This is a genomic window from Pseudoflavitalea rhizosphaerae (assembly GCF_003991355.1).
Lineage (GTDB): Bacteria > Bacteroidota > Bacteroidia > Chitinophagales > Chitinophagaceae > Pseudobacter > Pseudobacter rhizosphaerae.
The window spans coordinates 1-16,336 of sequence record NZ_RCSU01000016.1; the positions used below are offsets into that span (position 1 = coordinate 1).

19 protein-coding genes are annotated in these 16,336 nt (G+C 37.4%); 10 read left to right on the plus strand and 9 right to left on the minus strand.

The window, feature by feature from the left end:
* Positions 1 to 805 precede the first annotated feature (805 nt).
* From D9Y29_RS22500 to D9Y29_RS22515, 4 genes are all read right to left on the minus strand, one after another.
* Positions 806 to 1,657 (minus strand): phospholipase D-like domain-containing protein, encoded by an 852-nt coding sequence (locus D9Y29_RS22500; protein WP_127132491.1) that lies wholly within the window; start codon positions 1,655 to 1,657, stop codon positions 806 to 808.
* A gap of 89 nt (positions 1,658 to 1,746) precedes the next feature.
* Positions 1,747 to 2,406: an Nmad2 family putative nucleotide modification protein gene (locus D9Y29_RS22505; protein ID WP_127132492.1), complete on the minus strand. Its 660-nt coding sequence runs from the start codon at positions 2,404 to 2,406 to the stop codon at positions 1,747 to 1,749.
* Between the two features lie 19 nt (positions 2,407 to 2,425).
* Positions 2,426 to 3,844, minus strand: coding sequence for a hypothetical protein (locus tag D9Y29_RS22510; RefSeq protein WP_127132493.1), 1,419 nt, complete (start codon positions 3,842 to 3,844; stop codon positions 2,426 to 2,428).
* A 112-nt stretch (positions 3,845 to 3,956) separates the two neighbouring features.
* Positions 3,957 to 4,967, minus strand: a complete 1,011-nt coding sequence (locus D9Y29_RS22515; RefSeq protein WP_127132494.1) for a hypothetical protein — start codon at positions 4,965 to 4,967, stop codon at positions 3,957 to 3,959.
* Between the two features lie 85 nt (positions 4,968 to 5,052).
* Between D9Y29_RS22515 and D9Y29_RS22520 the strand changes: the two genes are divergently transcribed.
* From D9Y29_RS22520 to D9Y29_RS22535, 4 genes are read left to right on the plus strand one after another with little or no spacing between them, the layout of a single operon-like run.
* Complete coding sequence (locus D9Y29_RS22520) at positions 5,053 to 5,241, plus strand: type II toxin-antitoxin system HicA family toxin (RefSeq protein WP_127132495.1); 189 nt, start codon at positions 5,053 to 5,055, stop codon at positions 5,239 to 5,241.
* 33 nt (positions 5,242 to 5,274) lie between these two features.
* Entirely contained in the window at positions 5,275 to 5,664 is a 390-nt protein-coding gene (locus D9Y29_RS22525; protein WP_127132496.1) for a hypothetical protein, read from the plus strand.
* Positions 5,645 to 6,769 carry a hypothetical protein gene (locus D9Y29_RS22530; RefSeq protein ID WP_127132497.1) on the plus strand — a complete coding sequence of 375 codons (1,125 nt, stop codon included), beginning with the start codon at positions 5,645 to 5,647 and terminating at the stop codon, positions 6,767 to 6,769. Before D9Y29_RS22525 ends, D9Y29_RS22530 begins: the two co-directional genes overlap by 20 nt.
* Positions 6,770 to 6,783: 14 nt before the next feature.
* Positions 6,784 to 7,062 carry a hypothetical protein gene (locus D9Y29_RS22535; RefSeq protein WP_127132498.1) on the plus strand — a complete coding sequence of 93 codons (279 nt, stop codon included), beginning with the start codon at positions 6,784 to 6,786 and terminating at the stop codon, positions 7,060 to 7,062.
* Positions 7,063 to 7,532: 470 nt separating this feature from the next.
* Here D9Y29_RS22535 and D9Y29_RS22540 read toward each other — a convergent pair whose 3' ends face one another.
* The 3 genes from D9Y29_RS22540 to D9Y29_RS22550 all read right to left on the minus strand — a co-directional run bounded on the left by D9Y29_RS22540 (position 7,533) and on the right by D9Y29_RS22550 (position 9,980).
* Complete coding sequence (locus D9Y29_RS22540; protein ID WP_127132499.1) at positions 7,533 to 8,984, minus strand: RNA-binding protein; 1,452 nt, start codon at positions 8,982 to 8,984, stop codon at positions 7,533 to 7,535.
* Between the two features lie 13 nt (positions 8,985 to 8,997).
* Positions 8,998 to 9,582, minus strand: coding sequence for a hypothetical protein (locus D9Y29_RS22545; RefSeq protein WP_127132500.1), 585 nt, complete (start codon positions 9,580 to 9,582; stop codon positions 8,998 to 9,000).
* Positions 9,583 to 9,758: 176 nt separating this feature from the next.
* Positions 9,759 to 9,980 carry a helix-turn-helix transcriptional regulator gene (locus D9Y29_RS22550; protein ID WP_127132501.1) on the minus strand — a complete coding sequence of 74 codons (222 nt, stop codon included), beginning with the start codon at positions 9,978 to 9,980 and terminating at the stop codon, positions 9,759 to 9,761.
* 458 nt (positions 9,981 to 10,438) lie between these two features.
* Here D9Y29_RS22550 and D9Y29_RS22555 point away from each other — a divergent pair, with 458 nt between their 5' ends.
* The 6 genes from D9Y29_RS22555 to D9Y29_RS22580 all read left to right on the plus strand — a co-directional run bounded on the left by D9Y29_RS22555 (position 10,439) and on the right by D9Y29_RS22580 (position 14,287).
* Positions 10,439 to 10,948: an RNA polymerase sigma factor gene (locus D9Y29_RS22555; protein ID WP_127132502.1), complete on the plus strand. Its 510-nt coding sequence runs from the start codon at positions 10,439 to 10,441 to the stop codon at positions 10,946 to 10,948.
* 26 nt (positions 10,949 to 10,974) lie between these two features.
* The gene (locus tag D9Y29_RS22560) at positions 10,975 to 11,526 is read left to right on the plus strand and encodes a hypothetical protein (protein WP_127132503.1); all 552 of its coding nucleotides are present in this window, start codon (positions 10,975 to 10,977) and stop codon (positions 11,524 to 11,526) included.
* 11 nt (positions 11,527 to 11,537) lie between these two features.
* Positions 11,538 to 11,915: a SymE family type I addiction module toxin gene (locus D9Y29_RS22565; protein WP_127132504.1), complete on the plus strand. Its 378-nt coding sequence runs from the start codon at positions 11,538 to 11,540 to the stop codon at positions 11,913 to 11,915.
* A gap of 85 nt (positions 11,916 to 12,000) precedes the next feature.
* Entirely contained in the window at positions 12,001 to 12,759 is a 759-nt protein-coding gene (locus tag D9Y29_RS22570) for a sensor histidine kinase (RefSeq protein WP_127132505.1), read from the plus strand.
* A 570-nt stretch (positions 12,760 to 13,329) separates the two neighbouring features.
* Complete coding sequence (locus D9Y29_RS22575) at positions 13,330 to 13,593, plus strand: hypothetical protein (RefSeq protein ID WP_127132506.1); 264 nt, start codon at positions 13,330 to 13,332, stop codon at positions 13,591 to 13,593.
* On the plus strand, positions 13,586 to 14,287 hold the full coding sequence (locus tag D9Y29_RS22580) for a zeta toxin family protein (protein WP_127132507.1): 702 nt from the start codon (positions 13,586 to 13,588) through the stop codon (positions 14,285 to 14,287). The genes D9Y29_RS22575 and D9Y29_RS22580 overlap by 8 nt, the downstream gene beginning before the upstream one ends.
* A 243-nt stretch (positions 14,288 to 14,530) precedes the next feature.
* Here D9Y29_RS22580 and D9Y29_RS22585 read toward each other — a convergent pair whose 3' ends face one another.
* A complete protein-coding gene (locus D9Y29_RS22585; RefSeq protein WP_127132508.1) occupies positions 14,531 to 15,346 on the minus strand; it encodes a hypothetical protein in 816 nt (271 codons plus the stop codon).
* Positions 15,324 to 15,782, minus strand: coding sequence for a hypothetical protein (locus tag D9Y29_RS22590; protein WP_127132509.1), 459 nt, complete (start codon positions 15,780 to 15,782; stop codon positions 15,324 to 15,326). The genes D9Y29_RS22585 and D9Y29_RS22590 overlap by 23 nt, the downstream gene beginning before the upstream one ends.
* Between the last annotated feature and the right edge of the window lie 554 nt (positions 15,783 to 16,336).

Sequence of the window (16,336 nt, forward strand, 5' to 3'; positions counted from 1 at the left end):
CTATTTATAACCCGGATTTATCCGGACAACAATGTTATAAAATGAAAAAAGGGTTCATAATATTTACATAAGCAAAGCAGGAACAATAATGATCGATTGCAGGAATTAATGGCATCCAAATACTAATAGCGGGTGTGGAGCAGATCCTGGAAGCACCAACTGAAATGCAGACAGTTTTTGGTTAACGAATCAATGGAAACCGTATCAACAAAAACGTGTTGGACAACTGTTGTTGTATCTGGCATATACATTATTAGTGTGATAATAAATAAACATAACAGTTAGACAACGCTTTGAATTGAATAGTTCGGGCCTGGTGCTGTTTCAACCTGATCCGATAGATTTTCAAGCTTTCTATTTCGGCAGTAAAAAAGGCGCTGAAATTCAGCGCCTTACTAATAATTATATTATCCAGCGGAGAGAGAGGGAGTAGAACCTATCCCTCAATCCAATTTATTATCAAAGCGTTAGACTCACTGTAACTGGCCGGTGCACCGAATTTACCACCTCTGTGACACTGGCCAAAATTACGGATTTTACTTGGCTAAACCGAAGTATATCCGGACTGGATTCGAACAACTTAATGCAATTTATTTGAAATCAGGTTATTCCATTTGCAAAACTCACTTGGCCCCGAATAGGCCCCCGTTTGAAATAAAATGATTTGTAATGGTATGAAAGAGCTTTATCCTTGCGAAGTTCCTAAATCATACTATTTCGTTTCAAATTAATAACATCATTTGACATCTTTAAAGCTGTAGATAGTCTGCATATGTCTCAGCGGTTCAGGCCGAGTTATTTGAGCCTACAGTAAATTATACTTGGACATTATCTTTTTGCAGAATTCGATCTCTTCAGTTGTAAATAAGCAAGTAAATTCGGGTTGAACGACAAGGTATTCCAATGACAAATCAACTTTAGGTGGAAAGTGATTGGCCAGTTGCTTAAACCCAGGCTTCATGACACCAGAGGTCATTTCGTCATGTAAGATTCTTTTTACAAACTCTACTCCACCGCCGTCTTTTTCCATTCTTTCAAGTAAGCTTTCCCCCACTGATATTTTCAAGGCCCTCGACCTGGCAAACGATTCTTTGATTCTATCCTGAAACTGTTCACGTAACCTTATTTCTTTTTCATCTGTAACTGATAAAAGTAAAGCTACGTTCCTGCCCTCCTGCTTGAGTTTATTCAGAGTCGGGAGGTCAGGGACCTGTGTAGAGCAGCGGTCACATAAATAAGTATGTTTCGCTTTAAAATTATCAAAGACCAAGTTATCTTCCCGGGTATCGCTATTCCTTACGAATACCGTTATATTTTCCTCATTTGTCCTGGCTGAATAAGACCAGTTATACGATCCGTTTATAACAACCTGTTCATCGATAATACAGAATTTATGGTGCAGAAAGCTTTGGGTAGCAATATACAGCTCACCCTCGGCGGCTAAAAACTCCCTGAATGGATGGGTATTAATGAAATTCTCAATTGAATCACTGATAGCTATTTTTACAGTAACCCCCGCCTTTCTGCGGTGTGTTAATTCCCGGATGATATCTTCATCAGTGAGCCAGGCAACCGCCAGTTTGATTTCGCGTTCGGCCTTTTGAATGTGGCCGATTATTTCATGTCGGATCTTGCTAAAAAAAACAGTGACCTGCATTGTACAATAAGATTTATTTTATTAATGATGTATTTTCTTACATCAAAAGACAACCATCTACTTAAATCCAATAAAGATCAGCAGTACCTTCAGAAGCCGTGGGGGGTGTGCACAGGAACATTTTTAGGAAAATGATCCTGTAGGTAGCCCAACAATGATTTGACTGTATTTTCACTGTTGGTAATAAAGCCATGTGGAGTATGATAACGGGGAACCTTGATGTTAAAGCGATCAATAGGAATGGCGCCGCTCCCCAGGTAAAAGAACTCATTGGAAAGTAAAACATACTTGCCATTTAGGTCGACCTTTTTTTCACGATTGCCGTGGTAATAATTCGGAACCTGTTCATAAGTAGTAATAGCGGATTCAGTAAAGCCCTGGAGGGGCTTGTAAATGTTATCTCCCTTAAGTTCAATATCGGAATTTCTACCAGGCTTTTTCATTGCAAAGCGGGGATCATTCCAATAGATATCATAAGGAATCTTTTCCGTTACTTTCATGATAAAGATCAAACGTTCCTGCCCCGGCTTTTCCTGACATAACTCCTTTGAAGTAAACCCAGCTATATAATCACCGACGTGCTTTTTCAACCGAATTAACGGCTTGCAAGTTGCCAGCGATAAAACACCGTGAAACGGATTTGGGGCAAACCCGGTATCATGTGTCATTTTATACGAATACAGCATTAAGATTACAATATAATGAATAATCCGCAAGTATCTTTCCAGTATAACCGGAGGATTTGCCATAACTATTCTATTTAGCCGCTTACTTGGATGGAAACGGACTAAGGATGAGGCATAGATCTTTTAAGGCATGATGTTTAACTAAGCTAACAAGTAATGACCCTATTTTCCAATATCTACCTTCCCAGGCATCATTTCTTATTTCCTCTGACTCTTTCTCAAAATTAAAGTAGCCTTTTTGATAAATATCAGGGCCCAATATCGTCATACATCGATCTATAATAGCTCCCTTTTCCCTAAAATTTGGCGTCGATAGGTTGTGCTTTGGCCGTTGCCGCAGCAAAAAATGGTATACATCATTTTCCTTGACTTCCATTAGAACATCAAAAAAATTAAGATAAGTGTGATTTAGTTCCAGATAGCATTGATGGCCTAAATCTGTAGGTAACTTTTCATTTTTAGAGCATTCCTCAATATCCTTTGCCAGTTTATCAGAAAAGAAGGCCAGATTCTCGTCAGTAGATACACCAATTGCGGGAAGAGCCTCAATAAAATCATCAACGGTAAGTATTTTAGTTTGTATTTCGAATTGTTCATACAACGCCCTGGATTTGGCCAGCGATTTTTTATCTTCTGATACATAATAATCGCAGTACTGTGCGAAGTAAGAGTGTATCCCGTCATTCAGGAGGTTATTGTAGTTATTCTTCCTTGATATCTCATCTTTACTAATTCCCAAAAGATCTAGGCAATGGTAAGCTTGTATGTAGAAATCATAAACAGGGATATTTTCATTGGGCTTTTTGTTAAGGGAATCTCTGACAAATTCGAAAAAGCTTTTTTTGAAAACTGAATCCTTAAATGCTAGGTTAAAATCAACTTCACTGTTATTGAGAGTGAATCTTCCATTATTAATGCCCTCATCAACCATCCACCTTAGCTTTTTATATAATTGATGATTAGTGATCATTTCTTCATATAGTTCGATTTGAGCAGTCATCATATCCTTCATTGTCAATATTGGCTTGTCAGTAGGAAATATTTTAGAAAGTACGGCCTTCTGTTCTTCCGGCACTTCCACTAAATCTATATTTTCGTACATTGGCAAATCGACAAATCTATTCATTAAAGATTTTACTGACCTAACCATTGGTTCGTCATCATCAGATGGCGTGAATAGGTCAAACACAGATCGAACATTAAAATCATCATCTTGATCATCATCAAAAACCATTTTTGGAGTTGCAAGATAAAATGTCGTACGTTTTTCTAATGGATGATATGCTATGTAATTGTCCTTTGTGAATGATTCAATGAACTTAAAATCTGCAAACTTGTGTTCACTTATATCACGCTTTTTGTCTCGAATATGTGCAATTGAAAAGAAAAAACTTAAGTTATCCTTGTATTGATTGAGTAATTTGTTTAATAATTTATATTGATTAGTTTGATTATTTCTGAGTTTACTGTAAACATTGCTATCAAAATAAATTCTGCTCATTAGTATGTTCTTTGATTGTTATCAGGTTTTCAATTGAATTGGGTGTAAAGCAATGTTGGCAGACAAAGATTTTGGTATAAAAAAACAACTCGAAGTCCGCTCCGTCTAGACCTCAGCTTTGTTTGCAATTCGTGCATTGAAGCTTGATCGTTTTCTGAAAATGTTGAATCAGTTTTCCCGCACCTCTCTTGCCGCGAATAGAACATTTTTCAAACCAAAGAATAAATCCTGCCAGCCGCGTCAGTTCCTTTAAAAACTTATGTTTCTCAGCTGCATCGCCTGCAATAAATCGGAATACAATGCCATCTGCAATGGCGGCCGTATACGATAACAAATAGGGCACAATAAAATAATAGTGCTGCCAGTAGCGCCTGAAGTCCTCTTTTTGTGAAAAAACAAAATTCAGGTCTTGAGGACTTGTATGATAGCTTTTATTGGTCGTTACGATATGAATGGCATGATCGGTAAATCCGCTAATTCCTACCGTGGAATCCTTATTATACCTGAATTCGTAAAGCTGCTCGGCATTGAATAATCCTTCATCCAATTGCTCAACTGCTTTCCTGATCAGAGTCTTTCGCTCCTCGGCAGTTTTCTTGCTTGGATCATAGCCGCTAGGTGCGCCATTATAATAGAAACGTTGAATGAAATCTTCCGGGTCCACATACAGGTTTTCAAGAATGAGCAGTTCATCTTTAAACGGTTTTCTCAATAAGGTATATGCGACAGTCATCTTTCCACTTTGAGCTGAGCTTATCGATTCGTAAATGAAATTAGCTTGGTCCGATAGCACAGCATGCGTTATTTGCTTGATCAGTATAGTGTGCAGATCATCAATGTAGTCATTTTTTCTAAGGAAATCGAGTATATGGCTTTTGTCTCCCGTTGCTTTATGGGCATGATCCTCGCTTTGGAACTTAATATGTGTTGTCAGTAACGGTTTGTATAATTCTGATTTCACGATTTCGACCAGTTGATCGTATAATACGGCACATATATTATTACCGGCCCGGTAACGCTTGGGTAAAACAGAGGAATCTCCTTCTTGGATCAAAAGCATAGAAAATAATTCGCATAAAGTTAAAAAAAAATTTGTCAAAAGTAACAATTTTGTTACTTTCATGCTCTGATCTTCGAAATCAGCCCTTGAAACTGGAAGAATTGTGTTATGCATTAACCATATTCTTCACGGTTTAAAACTTAAGGCTATGACTTTTCGAGAAATCAAAAAGTGCCTCCTGCAGGAGGGCTGGGAAGTAAAGGATCAGAGAGGAAGTCATGTTCACATGATCCATCCTTCCAAACCTGGAAAGATTACCATTCCTAAACATGGAAACAGGGATCTGAAGCCGGGTACGGTAAAAGCAATTTGGAAATATGCGGGGTTAGGAAACTAACCTCGCCTTCCAAAACATAATATTACAGAGCAAATGAAGCAAATACCACTAATTATTGAAAGGACCAATGACCGTTTTGTCGGAAGAACACAGTACGACGATAATCTAATTGTGGCAGATGAAAAAAGTCTTGAAAAACTGGAGGACAAGATAAGGGAAATGCTGAAGGGTTTTCATAAAGTCAAACCCTCTGAAATCTCATTTAAGCATAGCTACGATCTATCCGCTCTTTTTGAAAAATTCAGTTATCTGAAAATTTCAAATGTGGCCGAGCTAGCCGGTATAAATGCCAGTCTCCTTCGGCAATATGTAACCGGCAATAAGCAGGCTTCTTCTTTGCAAGCAAAAAAAATTGAAACTGCTATTCACAGAATTGGTAAGGAATTGCAAAATATTCAAGTTTATGGCCCTGTTGAGCGATGATCTGACCGGGAATACCCACCAGAAATTTTTTGAAGAATTAAGCGTGAAGACATTTGTACTTCAGTTCTACTATTGGTTCACACGCGGGTACTGGTCGGTGGAGGAAAAAAAGGAATTTGAAACAACCAACGATCAAAGTGTGGAAAGACTTCAACTGATGAAAGATTTGTCTCGCTGGGACGGAAACTATGGTACCATTTTCACGCTAATCACCAAGACGGATACTTTGATACAAAAGGGAAAGTCACATATGCTTTATAAGCAGACTGCTCCTGATAAGGAAATAGCCACTTATCTGGCTGAGCATCCCAATTGGTATCTAACGGGAATTGATCTGTTTAGGTTTCAGAAATTATTCGACATTTCATCCCTATTAAAAGAAGGCTATATGCTTCAGGACCAGCATATGGGATACCCCGAAAAACATATGTATCAAATTGGTGTCGATTGCCTGGATTATGTGCATTCAGCAGCTTTTTTCTACAACGAAGGATATGAGTACTATCACAACCTGAAGAAAGTCCAGTTCTATGACGAAAAGAAACCGTCGGAGATCGGCCCCTTTGAGTTCACCAGAATTCAGACCAGGGAAGAAATCTTGCTAAGGACTTTTCGAGAGGCCTATATTAATATTATTCTTTTTATCGAGTGTTTTATAAGCTCCGTGGGATATGACGCATTTTTGAATGGCGTAGCAACTAACAAGGACGATGAACTCAGGCTTAGGGGTATTGAATCGATAAAGAAGAAAAATGGAAGATTTGTTTATTCGAACCTCGCTGCCAAACTTGAGAATATTACCCGAATCATTGGAGGGACAGAGATTGATCTGTCAAAAGAACCTTTTAGTTCTTATTTGGAGCAGGATGTTGAATTGCGAAATGGACACATCCATTCATCGCCGGATAAGCCCAAAACATTGCTCACAATTGACGGCTGGAAGGCTATATGCGATGAAATGATAGCTTTTAAATGCCAAAGAATATTGGACTGTTTCTGGACAGCCTGCTATCCCAACAAGTCATTTCCTCTCGGTATTTTTAATGAATTTCATGGTAATTCATTTAAAGGAATTCAGCATAAGCTTATGGCATCAAGAAATTAGCCCAAAAGAAAAGCATGTCAACAAGTATAGAGCTTAAACCTGACGACCGTTGGGAAGGAGTTTACGAAATAAGGACATATCAACAATACCTGGAGAAAATAGGAATGCCCATTCTCCTTATAGAAACTGCAGATGAGAATGTTAAAGGCATTTTTCGGTTGGTAAACAAACTTATTTCTCTTGCATATTTTGAATATGAGTTTTGGGACTTGGCAAGTATGAAAGCGCTATCAGCATTTGAACTCGCTTTAAAGAAAAGATATCAACATCTTCACGGTGCTAGTGTGCCTTAAGGCATGAATCTTAAAAGCTTAATAGAATGGTTCCGGAAAAACAATTATTTTGAAACGGATTCTGAGTATTACCTGGATCATATTCGTATGATACGAAATCATTTCGCACACCCAGAATATCACTCTTTCGGTGGCCCAATGATCTCGTTTTTTCAATGATATGCAAGTTTTTGTTTTAAATGAGTTTTTCTTTATTACTAAAAACGAGTATGCTATCTGCTAATTCTTTTGGGGTAAAGTCAGATAAGCTGAAACATTATCTTAACTTTTAGCTTACCATCGAAAGCATTAAATTTTATATGTAAAATCTTCTCTATTGATTGGAAGCCCTGTGGACGGGGAGGGGGGTGGAGATAGAACCTTTCCCTAGTTTTATTTAGGCTTGGCAGAATTTATATTTCCTAAAGGGACTATATTATTGTATTTATAAAACAAACTCCTAAAACTGGCTGATAAAATATGGGTAGTATTTAGATTAATTGATGAGATTTCATATAATTCCACAACCGCAATTGAACTTCAACCTCTTCTTTATGTACGCTTGAAAAACACTTATTTTGGAATTGCGAAAAGTCTCCGGCAAAACGTTCATCCAATGCCAAGTCCAAAATTTGTTCAACATACTCATTCGGGATGTTTTTTATTACATTTTCTTCAATTGAAGCACGCAGTTCATTTTTCAAATTGTGGCTGAAATACTCAGACAGTACACTATAGTACATCATTCTTGCTACAAATTTTATATTTATCTTATTTTCTTTAACCCCTTTATATAGAGAGCGAAGGCAATTGCCCAAACAGGAAGGTATAAAATCGATATATGTACTTTCTTTCTTGAAATAAATGTAGTCCGACTCAGGCATGGCATCGTTTCCCGGTTTAACGTGCTCGCTTCCAAAAAGGTTAAGCCAATGACTTGCGCTGGAAAATATTTCACCGATTAACCAATGATAATTTGTTGGGTATTCTTCATCTCGGTTTCCGATTTCCACATTTAAATTGGTAAGCATTTCGTCTATCATTCCCTCAAATAGTGTATGCATATGAGGATATGTGTCAACCTTGTTAGTTATCGCCGTAGAATACATTAAAGCTATGAACCTGATATGGTAAAATACAGGTAGGTCGTACCCTTCTTCACCTTTAGTATGCTGGTAGTAATGCGACTGAAGATATATACTATGCATCTTACCTTTTTCCGCTCTTAGTTGTTCCTTAGAAAAATCTGAAATAAGATATAAAAGCCCATTTTCTCTATTTATCAGCAAATTCTTTACAAGAATTGAGTTGAGAAATGGTAAGTTTCTGAGCACAGTATAACTGCCATCGTTAGCTTTGGTTTCTTCATAGTATACAGAAGTGGTGTCGGTAAGAAATGGCTTAAGCACAATCTTAAAATCGGATTCATCTAACAATTCCCATAAATTATTTACATATGCGGGACGATGTTTACTCATTCCTTGTAGAAATTCTGGCTGCAAAATAATTTCCTGATATAAATGCCAATCTCTTTTTTGTAATGTGGGAGATGAATACTTTGTAAACAAAGAGAAAAATTGAGGGAAAGGTAGTTCTGTTAATGCGTTTTTGAAATAATCAATAATCTTACCGTTTACCCTGCCCACAGGCCTGATGACCAAAAACCTAACAACTATCCAAATGAAAAGCCCATAAAAGATCCCAAAAGCAATATTTGTAGGATTAAAACCTTCTTTTATTGTAAACCTCCTAAACCAAGGCCATCTCCCAACCACCTGAGGAAAAAAAATAAGGTACGGTATAGCGATAAACAACAAAGCAAAGAACACTAACAATTCTGCTTTATGCAACTTCAGTTGTAAAAGAGTTCTTTCTTCCTTAGGGAGAACAGTAATTACCCCTATGAAAATAGTGACAACAGTTAACCATGTGTTTATATCCATACCGGTTAGGATATTATACTAACAAATGCTGATAATAATAAGAATGATCGAGCATAAGGAAAGCGTGGGAAGAATCTAACTGTCTGGTAGCATCCCTGAAATCAATATTATGCCCAGCTTCGGCTGAGAATGCATACTTATAATAATATACCGAAGTTATAAGTAGTGCCCCAACCGAATTAATTGTGTTTTGCAAGTTCGCTTCGGAATAATGATCATTTCGTTGATGTTTAACTCTATTGTAACTTCTCCACCAGTCTGGATTGTCTAACCCATTCCAGTTTTCCCACGGTCTATGTGTCATCCCATACCTTGGAATCGAAATTTGCTCGTTTATTAGATCTGGAATGTGGATTGTAATGGCATTTCTATAATGATTAATATTTTCAAATATGCCTCCAGGAGCTACTGTATTACAAAGTTGCTTCATAAGGACATCGACTTCCGAAGATGCCGACAATAATATATGGGCCAATTCAATTGAATAGGTCTGAAGATTGTCTGGGCAAAATTCAATATACCGGGAGATTTTTTCCAAGTCTTTTTGAATCGCTAAAAAGTAATTCCAGTGATATTTAGGGGTAGAGAAATAGATCATAAAACAATAAGTTTAATCTCAATCTATGATTTAACCTGAATTCTCCACTGGTAAATAAAAGTTAGTTTGCCAATGTAATGTTAGCTGCATGTGCATGTTTAAAATTTCAGGCTAATGAAAAATAAAGTTTAAATTCTTGTAAACCCAATCAACAGCTTATGCTAAAAAAAAATCATTCATTTCTTGAATAGGTGGCCATTTGATTCAACCAAGTCTTTAATGTCTATTTTTAAGAGCAGGGAAATATCGTAAAGAACAGTCAATGGAGGTTGTTTTACATTTGAAGCCCAGCGGGAAATCATGCCTTCTGTATAACCAAGTTTTTCGGCCAACCATTTGTTGGTTAAATCCTTTTCTGCAAGAACCACTTTTAAACGGTTTATTTTCCTTTCTGCCATAATTGTCCATTACTTTCTGGCTGAAAATTAAGTAGTTATATTTTTAATGTCAATTATTGCACTATTAACGCAATTAATATCAGTAATAATCACTATTATTGCGTTTATAGTAAACCTTAATTATGTTGTGGTATTATAATGATGATTAATACTTGTTCATTTATTTTTGCAAGCACATAAGATATTATAAGCGTGTTTGCTTTATTCTCTGAGTTGGAAATTACGACCTTCTAAGGCTACGGGGAAATAAGGTAAATCGCTCACGCTACTTGCGTGGGCGTTCTTATTCGTGGCCAGGGCGTCGTAACCCTCCAACTCGATGAGGACTAACCCACGCAATTTTTATGTCCTTTCCACAAATCTCACTTACTTTCCTTCTCACTCACGATAATGGTCCGATTAGTAGCTCACGACCTTAAAGACGGCATTTTCATTATACTTATCAAACAGTGGATAATATGGAAAGCTACACTTTTGACGACCAACTATTGATTGACTTACTCATAAAGAGGGATGTAAAAGCCTTTCAACTCCTATATGAAACGTATTCCCCGGCACTCCACGGTAGTATTATTGAAATTGTAGCTAATAAAGAAATAGCTGCTAAAATCCTGCAGGAAGCATTTTTAACTGCCTGGGAAACCATCAATAGCTATGATAAGGATAAACAAAAACTATTTACCTGGATGCTGCACATTGCTCGCCGGATATCCATTCAAATGCTGCGGTCTATCAATGCCTGGCCTTCGGCATCCCAACTCGCAGAAATAGCAGGCGGCCTGCGTAGCCTATTGAAAGATATGAATGCCAGTCACCGGCAGGTTATTGAACTGATGTATTACAAGGGTTATACTAAAAATAAGGTGGCGGAAACCTTACACATATCCCTTGATACAGTAAATATTTTACTTTATCAAGGCTTGGTGCAACTTCAACTACGACTTGATGCTTTTACTGCTCACCGGTAATTTATTCCTTCGTCTTAATTTGTACTATGAATCCTGTTATTGATAAGAATAACGAATTACTATCCTATGCGGCTATGGTCTGCCCACTTAAAGTAATTGTCCTGATTTTTAATAATACAAAGTTGCAGAATATCAACGCTGAAATGTCAAATCTCTTGAAAGCTGCAATACCTCAATGTGGCACCAAAAAGGAACAAGCACAACTTATAAATTTTCAGAAATGGCAAGAGCATTTATTCAGTGCATTGCACACAGTTTATATAGGTAACAATTTGCGAGCTGGAGGTGAAAACAAAATACCGACAAGGGCGCTAATGGCTTTCAAGCAATCTGGCACCGACGAAAATGATCTAATCTTTATCACGCAAGATCCGACCAAGGTTATCCAGCGATTATTGAAAAGGTGTCCTGCGAGCTATGCCAAAATACGCTTGTGGGATTGGATGGATAGAGGACTTTCAAATAATTCTTTCTACAAATCCAATATTGAGCGCAATACTATATTATACTATTACCAATTATGCGCTGCATTGATTGCTGCAGCAAATAGCCTCAATAATTCCTGCATTGATAATTAAAATAAGATTCAATGAAGCCTCCTTTTTTAGATCATTATCCAAGAGATTATGCTGAAAATATTATATTGAGAGGAATCAGGCTTATAACAGCGAAAGCTGAGAAAATTCACGATATTCTTCAATATAACGAGGCTATTAAAAATATCCTTGCAGATAAGATCGGGGTTAGAAACCTCTTGATAGAAGAACATGCTTATGAGTTAACCCATGGGTTTGGCAAATGCCCGAGGATTCGCCTGAATGCCAGGTGGCTGGACAAATGGGGATTCCAGACAGGAAATCGGGCAAAAATTATTACCATGCGAAACCTTCTTATCATAACACCGGAAGAAATTATCAAAAATGACCTCGTTTCAGATAAACTTCCGCCAAAAAGGTGGAGGCTGTAATAATAAATGAATGTACCCCTATATAGAATATGCCACAACCTGTGTCATAAATTAGGTAGCCATCAAAATATTAAATGTTGTACTAATGAATGAGCAGGATAAAGCCACCTCATCTTCCGACAAACTCGTGAAGATTGAAGATTTGGTAAAAACCAACCAACTTTTGGAATCTGAAAAGAAATCCTTGGAAACCATCATCTTTCAGGAAAGGGATTTCATTGCCAAAGTTGTGCATGAAGCAAGGTGCCATGTGCGAGGCATATTATGGGGATTAAATTCGCTTTTTCATGTAATAGACAATCCCGGAAGAAAAGCCGAATATGAGAAGTTACTTTCCTATTTGAAGGAAAGTACCCTAAAATATAAAAACCTGCTACATAACCTCACCGACTATTCCTTTAACCAATATGGCAGAAAAATCACGATCAAAATGGAACCTGTATTAATTAATGGTTATCTCCATTCCATTGCTGATGAGTTCAATGACTATCTCGCTGAAATAGGACATACACTTCATGTGCAATATGCTGAACCCGTTTTTGAAGCCAACTTGGATATTATGAGGTTCAGTCAGGTTGTTCAAAATTTAATCTTTAATGCTACGCAACATGGAGAAAGCGGAATTATCAACCTGGCCGTTTATACTGACAATCTTGCAAAAATGTGGCATCTTACCATTTGTAACCCTTACAAGCAACTTCGTCAAAAAGAAAATAACGCGAATGCCAATCAAGGTTTAGGGCTGGCGATCAGCCGCCAGTTGATTGAACTAATGAACGGGACAATTGAAATTAACGCAGAAGGACAACTATTCACAGTATCCATTCGTTTGCCACTTCCATAAATAGCTTCTACAAGTTACTCTTGGATCAAACCTCCGTTAAATATGTCTGGACTTAATCTTTCTAAACAACGAATAGCAATGCGCAATGACTTGTCCATTTAATGCTGCCTGGGCTATAATTTCCTATTACTTTTGGCTTTAGTGGCTTTCTAACCTGAGATTTTAGGGGTTCCTTTTTAGATCCTTATGGACAACTTTTATGTACAGATTCCAATTGTCCCACCGGTTGTGGGACAATTGCTGTGTGACAAATTTTAGCTCATTCTTTCTTAAGAAAATGCTTGTTAATAGGACTGTTGTATACAACACACCATCTTGCTGTGCGCATCACCGGCGCACTCAAGGTCAGGATCGGTGATGAAAGACAGGAATTTTTAACCAGACTTGATAGCCTAACAGCCGTCAAACATTCGTCTTCTTAAGATTTATTTTGATCTTAAAGTTGATTATAAATCGCTCATTTATAAGGGCGTTTAATTGACTTTAGATAACCACTTTTGCCACGTCACATGAAAGGAACTAGTTTTAAGTATTAACTTAATTGCTTAAATTTGAGACAAATAAGACAAGATGACGCAGGGACAAAAGCTGGCAAATATCGGACATGATACTATTCTTAAAGTTCGATTGAGTAAATTGAAACGTGGGAGACCTTTTATGATTAATTCTCCCAATCTTCCTTCTTTTCAATGCTACATGGAATACGCTGATGGTACTATAAAAATAGAGCAAATTAATGACTCGGGTACTGATTTCAAAGTAGTGCGTGAACTGTCAGCAGATGAAGCAGCGCAATTGCGTATTTCCCTCGGACTAACTCCGTTCCATGCCTGATTTGTATATTATTACTGGATCAAACGGTGCCGGAAAATCCACGATTGGGCAGGATTACATTCCAGCAAATGTTTTGGCCGACTCTCCAATTTTCGATGGTGACAAATTATATTTACTAAAACATTTGGAGCTATGGAAATCGGGCATGCGAGTTGACAAACAACTCAGGGAATTAGCTAATAACTTTGTCATTGAAACATTTAACCTTCTCGTAGACACAGCGATTTGTGAAAAAAAACATTTTGTCTATGAAGGTCATTTTACTGAAGCCAGTTCATGGAATGTTCCAAGGCTTTTCAAAAATGAAGGCTACGCCATTCATCTAATCTTCTTCGGATTAAATAATACCGATCAGTCTGAACTTCGCGTATTGGAACGAGCTAAAGATGGGGGACATAATGTTCCCAGGCTCATGATCGAAAACAATTTCTATGGCAATCTACAACAACTGAACCTTCATCTTTCACTTCTCGATACTTTTCTGATTTTCGATACGTCTACACTCATTCCAATCCTCCTCGCAGAAATGAGTAACCAGAGGGTTAACTTAGCTTCAGAGAAAGAAAAGCTTCCTGAATGGTTCCAGAAATATCTTCCGGAAATTATAAACAAAGCAGGTATAGGGCATAAGTTATTACGAGGTGACAATTTTCTACAGCCTGATAGCGGCAAAAAGAATAAACCGAAACGATGAATTCTCAATTATGCACGTCGCCAAGTCTTGATACACCTAATAGTCCTTTAAATGAATTCTCATCGACACGATAGTTTGGATAATTTTTCCATTATTAGCACGCCTGTTGGTAAAAAAAGGAATTTGGAAGCCGGCTGCAACTTCGACTGGCCGGTGAAGAATCATAGCTACCTATAAATTTACACCGAAACACCTCTGATTGGGTTTTGAAAAAAAGTATTCTTAAAACATCAAATCTTCAGATTATTTAAGCTCGTCGAACGTATGTGGCCTTGACCTATTAGTGATAGTCCTCAGCTCCCGGATTCTTTTGGTAGTAAATGGATGCCATGTAGAACTAAACAGGTCGTAAATTATGTTAATGCAATAGCGGCCTTCAAGAGATTCCTTAATCTTCAATGCGTGATCATTTGGCTTTCCAGAGATCATCAATGAGGGCGCCAGGTGAAGTGTGTCAAAAACTGTAAAAGTACCGTTTAAATGAGTAGGCTTAATTTCATTCACGATACCAATAAAATTAAACATCAACTCAGGGAATGGGGTAAATTGTTTTACTTCACAAAATGTTACCAGATTGGTATAGGCTACAAATGATAATTTCTTAGACCCTGAATAAAATTCTTCATTAATTTCTATGCTCGATTTTTGAACTACTGAAATATCGGGTGTCGTGTAAACATTCACATCATGCGCAGACTGTATCGCTATATTATGGTGAATTTCGAATTCATGAATTACGCCTTTCTTTTCACGATTTACAGTGAAGTATGAGAAATTCTCCTGGTTACCTTGTGTTGAGCATTTGTACCGGTACTTGTTATCCCTCAAATTCTGAACGGATATCTCATAATCGCGTTCGGTATAGAATTTCACAATATAATTAAAGCAACACATTTCAAAATAATCGCTGATCCGGGAAGCGTGGTTTGAAAAACTGGTTTTATGAATATTCATAAAGTCGGTAATTTCCTTCTCCAGCTCGGTCACATTTCGAAATGGCGATATCTTCCTCCTTTTCTTTGGGCCGGACTTCGGCTTAGCGGTTCCTTTGTTTGCCAAAACTTTTTCGATAATCAATAACGTATGATAAAAATTGTTTAGTCTCATTATATTGGAAAACCCAGTCCGGCATTCCAAAGCGCTCTTGAATTTTTTTATAATGCATAACAATTGCCAACAACCTGTTTTTTTCCTTAACATCCAGATCATAACTGCCAATACTGATAGCCTCCGCATTTCCTACCTTACTGACCGTCCCATAAAATTTTACAACGGCATCTAAATTTGAAATAACACGTTTATGAAAAATAGATAATGCTAGCAAAAGCTCCACAGTCTTTGTGTCTTTTCTAAGAACACCAAAACGCTGGCTATGATTTATTAACCATGTCGCCTCTTTAAACCGGCTTACAAATTCATTGTAAACCTGGCTACTCAGATCGTAGGGCAAGCGGTAGCACATTATATTTATGATTTTGTATTCTTTATTTGACATCAGATGTGAATTACTTTCCAAATTTCGTGGCCCGTTCTTCAATTCTAATTCAATCCTGCCCGTGGTGCTTTGGTTACAACTTTAAATGGCGTCTATTATGTTGATTTGCCGGAATCATTCAAGCCAATCAGTACGGTTATTCTTTTGTTGAAATACAAGGTAAAGTCGGGCTTCGCCAGATCGAGGGCGACGCCGCTTCCTTATTTCCGGAAGACCCAGATTTTCAGAGAGAATAAGAACATATCAGGTGATTTATGATCTATTAGTAACAATTAACTCGTTACTGACAGTAACAAGCAGACGGGTTTGGTTGACCTAAAACTACTGTTTTTTTATATAATATAGTTGAGGGAAACCGTAATTTATGGATTATTTTCATCATACGTAAAGCGCATTATTATTTTTGGTTATATCCGGAAAAATTGTCACCTTCAATATCTACCTAAAACCTTATAAGCCTATGTCAGTGACAAGCCGACAAACTTCTGTAATCATCTATCAGTGTAAGCTCCCCCAAACTTCTTTTCAATAATTTATTTTAGTTCACCTCTATC